The organism is Pseudomonas sp. (assembly GCF_050739995.1).
Taxonomy (GTDB): Bacteria; Pseudomonadota; Gammaproteobacteria; order Pseudomonadales; family Pseudomonadaceae; genus Aquipseudomonas.
Map to the genome: position 1 here is coordinate 1 of NZ_JBOICG010000163.1, position 6,221 is coordinate 6,221.

Sequence of the window (6,221 nt, forward strand, 5' to 3'; positions counted from 1 at the left end):
CTGCTAGCCCTTAACGCGGCGATCGAAGCTGCTCGTGCGGGCGAAGCTGGCCGTGGGTTTGCCGTGGTGGCGGATGAGGTGCGTAACCTGGCCCACCGCACGCAGGAGTCGGCCGAAGAGATCCACAAAATGATCACTTCCCTGCAAGTGGGTTCGCGTGAAGCCGTGACCACCATGAATGCCAGCCAGACCTCCAGCGAAGAGAGCGTCGAAGTCGCCAACCAGGCGGGAGAGCGATTGGTCAGCGTGACGCAGCGGATCGTCGAGATCGATGGTATGAACCAGTCAGTCGCTGCCGCCACCGAGGAGCAGACAGCCGTGGTTGAAACGCTCAACGTCGACATTAATCAGATCAACCTGCTTAACCAGCAGGGTGTGGCCAACCTCAACGAAACCCTCAAGGACTGTGATGCGCTGTCCCAACAGGCGAGTCGGTTGAAGCAATTGGTTGATAGCTTCAAGATTTAACCCGGCGACATCGGAGCGAGGCGACTCGCTCCGACTGCTCAGCTAAGCATCCGGCGCACATTCTGCAACGCGTTGTCGGCGAACGTCTGTACAAACGCGTCAAATTCTACCTGCGCTATTGCCATAGGCTCACCCACAAGTGTCCAGGTTGCCTTGGAACTGCTTGCGCCAAGCGCTTCCACGGTCATCGCCGCCCAGAATTGGGCCATGCCCAAGGTGTTGTAGAGGGTGGTCCATGTCATCGACATGGCGGCGTCATCTCGACTGTTGAGTTGCTCCACGACGCAATGACCATCGTCGAAAAATTTCGTCCGCAATGCACCCACGCCCACGCCGGTCATTTCAATGCGTGACAGGCCTGGAACGAAGGCATCAAAGCCTGCGAAGTGGCCCACTAGAGCCCACAGGCGGGCTGCCTCGCATGGGACTACGACGGAGGCCACCACCGGTGTGCCGTTCGGGTTGCGGATCAACGTATCGGGTTGTAGCGGTTTCATGAAGGAGTCCTGAAGCAGTTCAGAGAAAGCCGATGGCCCTGAGGTAGTCGCAGCCCTTGCGTAGCAGCGCCGGAGTTTTTTGTGGATATTGCGTGCCCATCTTCTCCACACCCCACTGGGCATTGTCATAACGGATCATCGACGTATCACCGATGTCTTCACCCAGCCCGTCCAGATAGAAGCCCAACACACCAAACAACGCGTTCTCGTGGTTTATCGCGCGCAGTGACCGTTGCCATTGTTCAATGCTTACCCGTTCGAAAACGTGCCCAGCCTGGCTGAACGCATCGAGGTACTGATCCCAACTCAAAGGCTGCGGATTGTGCAGGTTGAAAACATTTCGGTCTGCGCAAAAACAGGAGCTGTGGAACGCTATAAAACGGGCCAGGAAGTCCACGGGCATCAGATCGAAGTTCGCATTCAGCCGTGGGGCAAGCCCCAATTGCAGGGACCCCTTGAGCATCAGCATCAATCGATTTTTCTGCGGCTGGCACACGCCACTCCGACTGTTGAAACTGATATTTCCCGGCCGAAGGATATTTACCCAGGCGCCTTGCGCTACAGCGCGCCCCAGCAGACGCTCAGCGACCCACTTGGATAGGTTGTAGCCATTTTTCACATAGAGCGGCAACGTACTCGCGGCACCGGTTTCGAGTACGTGCCGGTCGGCATCGATGCTGCTGCAGGCTGACAGTGTTGAGACGAAGCTGAAGACCTTCTTGCAATGGGTTTCGCAAAGGCGCAGGCACTCCAATATCGGCTCGACGTTGTCCTCGGCGAGTGACGCGTAATCCATCACATGATTGACCTGAGCCGCGTTGTGCAGCAGCACGCCGTAACTTCGAGCGATGTGGTCATATGCGTCGCAAGCGAGGCCCAGGCGAGGCAGGCGAATGTCAGCGGGGTATACCTGTACCCGACTCAGGTCCAGATGTTCCAGGCGATATTCTCGCAAGGCTTGGGTGAACCGACTCGCCGCTGATTCGCCCGGCAGTTCCCGGACCAGGCAGGCGACTGCTTGTGCGCCGCTTGCCAACAACGCCTGGACGATATGCACCCCGACAAAGCTGTTGGCCCCTGTGACAATCACTTTGCGCGGATCACCCGCGCGGTCGCCAGTCAGCATCTCGACCCCCAACGCCTGCGATGCATCTTTCTCCATCGGGCCTGAAGGTATTTGGGGCGGTACGCCGCCCTCCATCAGGGCTGCGAGCGCACGGATCGTGGGGGTTTCAAAAAATCGGCTCAAGGATGGGCTACGGCCAAACTGCTCACGCAGGCGTAACAAGAGGTTTGACAGAAGAATGGAGTGGCCGCCCCGGTTGAAAAAGCTGTCATCGATAGAGAGCTCATGAACAGCCAACCCCAACAACTCTGCCCACAACTCGGTGAGTTGCGCTTGAAGAGGGCTTTGCGCAGCGCAATGAGTAACCTCTTGAACGACGGAGGTTGGTAGTGCCCGTAATGCGTGGCGGTCGATCTTGCCGTTGCTTGAGCGGGGCATGCTCGGCAGCTCGCTCCAGATGACGGGTTGCATGTACTCCGGTAGCCAATGTCGCGCATGTTCCTTCAGACTTGCCAGTGTTGCACCAGGTTCGGGTTGAGCGGCATAGCCGATGATCTTGTGTGTGGGGTCGATCACCACGGCGACCTGTCGAAACAGCTGGCTGTTGCGCAGGCACTGCTCGATTTCCTGAGGCTCGACGCGAAAGCCACGTATCTTGATCTGATCATCCCGGCGACCGCACAGCTCGATACCATCGTGTGTCCATTTGGCTAGATCGCCGCTGCGGTAAGTTGCCAGCAACTCCCCACTCGGCAAGGTCAGTACAACAAAAGGGTTGTTGACCGGCAGCGTTACGTTCACGTATCCCAGGCTCACACCTGGGCCCGTGATGTACAGCTCGCCCACCACCTGTTCATCTACCGGTTGCAGGTTTTCGTCAAGGATCAGCACCTGGCTGTTGGCAATAGGGCGACCGATGTTGCGATGGCTGTCACCTGGCTGGAACGTCCGGTGAGTCACCAGTACCGTGGCCTCAGTGGGACCATAGAGGTTGTGCAGCTGACATTGGCCCGCCAGCCGCTCAATCACGTAGGGCTCGCAGAAGTCACCACCGGTCAGCACATGGGTAAGGCCCAATGGTTGGTCCAACGGTAGGACGCTGAGTAATGCCGGTGGCAGAAACCCATGGGTGACACGTTGCTGGCGCATCAATTCGACCAGTTGCAGAGGGTCGAGCCGTTGCTCTGCACCAGGCACAACCAACTCGGCCCCGGCCATCAGGGCCGGGAAAATGTCGATCAGGGATGAGTCGAAACTTAACGGTGAAAACTGCAGGACACGACTCTGTTCGTTCAGCGCTACACAGGCGCCAATCCAGGCGGTGAAATGCGCCAGATTGTGTTGGCTGAGCAATACGCCCTTTGGCCGACCCGTGGTGCCTGAAGTGAACAGCGCCATGCACGGTGCGTCGGCGCAGGGCCGATGGCGCATCAATGGCTGCGCGGGATCGCTGTTGTGTGGGTCGATCCTGCTCACATCCAGTACAACGAAATGGTCCCGCAGTGGGTGCCGGCCATTCTCCAGCAGCACACAGGCGCCGATGCTTTCCAGCATGCTTTGTTGGCGTTGCACCGGATGATCGGGTGCCAGTGGCAAATACACCGCGCCGCACCCCAGTACGGCGAGAATACTGGCATAGAGTTCGACGGATTTTTCCAGGCACACTCCGACTACTTGTGGTACCTCATGGGTCTCCAGCATCGGGAGTAACCGTTGCTGGATCGCCAAGGCACGTGTGTGAAGTTGGCGATAGGTCAGCACGTCCCCTGCAATATTCAACGCCGGTCGCTGGGCGAAGGTCTGAAGGCTGGCCTGCAATCGCTCAATCATGGGCACCTGGGCTGCCTGCAAAAGTGCCGGTTGCACGGTACGATTGAAGCGATGCATAAACGCCAATGCTTCCAGCCCTTGCAAGCCTTGCTCAGGCCAGGCGTTAGCTATGACCGTTGCAGAGAAACAAACGGGGTCTCTCGAAAAACAGCTGACCAGCAAGGCGACCCATTCCACCAGTGCGTCGGTTGCCTGTTGGCGCAGCCGCTGACCATTACCGCTGAACTCTTCGGTAACGTCATGCACAGCCAGCAAACGCTGCTCGCGGTCATAACAGCGAAACTGAAGGGTAGGCAGGCCGTGTTCGCCGATTGGGCCAATGCCCACGCGCAGGCTCATCCTGTGCGTGTCGGAGAATAAAGTTGGCAACGGCTGACTGCCGTCCTCAATCACCAGATCGACTGCTTCCACCCCGGCTGCGTGCCCGTACTGTCCCACCCTCTGTTTGATGGCATCCAGCGCTCTGCCGGAGCCCCCCCACCCAATCATCAAACGCTGCATGCCGATCTCCCCGCCTGGGCCAGATACCCATCTAAAGCCAGTGCAACGCTGGGTGTTTGCAGCATGCCGCTGTGATGTAGAAAATTCATGATGTTGCCCACCAGCGGATGCTGACGGGTGATGGGAAAGTCCACTGCCTCGATTTCATGCCGCAGTGCCAGGCGAACATCAGCACCGACATCCATGTGCTCGATCAGGAGCAGATCGAAGCCTTTTTGCAGATCATTGGTCAGGTAATGGGCCAGGAAAATTGGCAGGATTTCAGCGATGCTGTCACGGTCTTCCGGGCTTGCCGCTTGCCAGTAGAGGCGTACCAACTGCGCCCAGAATTGTGCGTGGCGCCCTTCATCAAACAAGTGATCGGCCATCAAGCCCCGGATGGATTGCTTGACGCTGTCGTCCTTGGAAAATGCCGCTACGTCCTGTGTCACGGTGTTTTCGGCAATAGCCACGGCAATCAATTCAACGACATCGTGCAGGTGTGCCGGAGTGTGAGCATGCGCCGCCGGCAGGGCGCGGCTCAGCTCTATCTGCCGGGGCAATTCGAGAGGCTGGACCCCCGTCATGTGCACGGCTTGTTGCAGGAAATCCAGTGCGACCAGCGCGTGGTAATCCTCATCCACCACGACGGTCATGGCGTCAATGCGACAGGCAAGGGGGAAGGGCAGCGAGAAGCGGTTTTTTGCAATGCTGCGAGCGGTCTTGTCGACGATCTCGGTTTCGAAGATCACCACATCGTTGATGAATTTGTAGAAGCTTTGCAGCAGTACGAAGTCGCGCCACGGCGAGCAGTGCTCAAGAAACGTCTCGCTGAGCACCAGGGGTTGGCGGCACAGGGGGAAAATCAATTTATCGTCGTTTTCCAGCAGGCGCCGAGGGCGAGTGCGAATGGTTGCACGACGTTCCCAGTCTTCGGCAAAGGAGCGGTAGTCAGTAGGGCTCATGATTGCACCTGTTGCATCGAGGTCCGTACGTCGTCCCAAAACGTGATGCGACTTTCCAAGGCGCTGAACGCCGTGCAGTCAGCTTGTCTCTGGCGTGCGGGGTCCGCGCCGATCAAGCGCTGAAGCAGTTGATGGGCTCCCGGGCCATGTGCCTGGCTGTCCATCTCGATGTGACGGTTGAGGTAGTGATGGAAGGTGGGCGCCTCGCGTTCAATGAAGCCGTTGCTGCGCGAAATGCGCTCGAACATCGAAGGGATGACACTTTCGCGGCCGTGGAGGAAAGCGGCCGCTACGCAATGGCTGGGTGCGTTCAGTGCGATCTGCAATGTGCTGTCAACGAAACGAGCCACACCAAGGGGCGCTTTGACTCTCTGCAAGGCGACGCTTGCTTCCACGCCCTGGTATTGCAGGTCAATGAAACGCGTGATTGCAAGCGTGCTGGCGCCCACCTCGGCCATTGCGTCCATATACAACTCGAAGTGGCTGCTGTAGCCGCGAGTTGGATGCACGTCCGACTCCTCACCCAGCACGATTTCATTGATCAGGCGGGCAGCGTGCGGGTCGGTGGGCGGGAACCAGGGTATCCCCGTGCAAGTCAGGTCTTGTTGCAAGCGTTTGGTCAGCGCCATGAAGTCCCAAACGGCAAATACATGGTGTTCCATAAAAAGTTGTAACTTTCTTAATGAAGTTATTTCTATAAATAACGGATGGCTGCACAACTGCAGTTTTTTTTGTTCAAGTAAGTGTTGGTGCATGGTTGACGCCTGTATTGCGACTGCTCTGAGCAGTGATGAGGATTTTGTAGTTGTTAAATAGACGGGTGACATTAGGTCAGGATGAGCATGCAGCGCCGTTGTTGGCGGAGGTGCGCGCAGCAAATTGAGCGGTCGGGTTTTTCGAGAAAAGATAATAAGC

Annotated in this window: 5 protein-coding genes; 1 reads left to right on the forward strand and 4 read right to left on the reverse strand. The window is 57.6% G+C overall.

Going from position 1 to position 6,221, the window contains the following annotated elements; genetic code table 11:
* Nucleotides 1–468 (forward strand): methyl-accepting chemotaxis protein (locus ACRESD_RS05765; RefSeq protein ID WP_431750047.1); only part of this gene is annotated, 468 nt, incomplete at its 5' end.
* A 38-nt stretch (nt 469–506) separates the two neighbouring features.
* On the opposite strand, the gene ACRESD_RS05770 is transcribed toward ACRESD_RS05765, so the two are convergent.
* Genes ACRESD_RS05770 through ACRESD_RS05785 form a run of 4 tightly spaced genes read right to left on the reverse strand, consistent with a single transcriptional unit; the run spans nt 507 to nt 6,061 of the window.
* Nucleotides 507–965 carry an SRPBCC family protein gene (locus tag ACRESD_RS05770; protein WP_431750048.1) on the reverse strand — a complete coding sequence of 153 codons (459 nt, stop codon included), beginning with the start codon at nt 963–965 and terminating at the stop codon, nt 507–509.
* A 19-nt stretch (nt 966–984) separates the two neighbouring features.
* Nucleotides 985–4,362: an amino acid adenylation domain-containing protein gene (locus ACRESD_RS05775; RefSeq protein WP_431750049.1), complete on the reverse strand. Its 3,378-nt coding sequence runs from the start codon at nt 4,360–4,362 to the stop codon at nt 985–987.
* On the reverse strand, nt 4,350–5,306 hold the full coding sequence (locus tag ACRESD_RS05780) for a diiron oxygenase (protein ID WP_431750050.1): 957 nt from the start codon (nt 5,304–5,306) through the stop codon (nt 4,350–4,352). Before ACRESD_RS05780 ends, ACRESD_RS05775 begins: the two co-directional genes overlap by 13 nt.
* Entirely contained in the window at nt 5,303–6,061 is a 759-nt protein-coding gene (locus ACRESD_RS05785; protein ID WP_431750051.1) for a DUF3050 domain-containing protein, read from the reverse strand. Before ACRESD_RS05785 ends, ACRESD_RS05780 begins: the two co-directional genes overlap by 4 nt.
* Nucleotides 6,062–6,221: the final 160 nt, after the last annotated feature.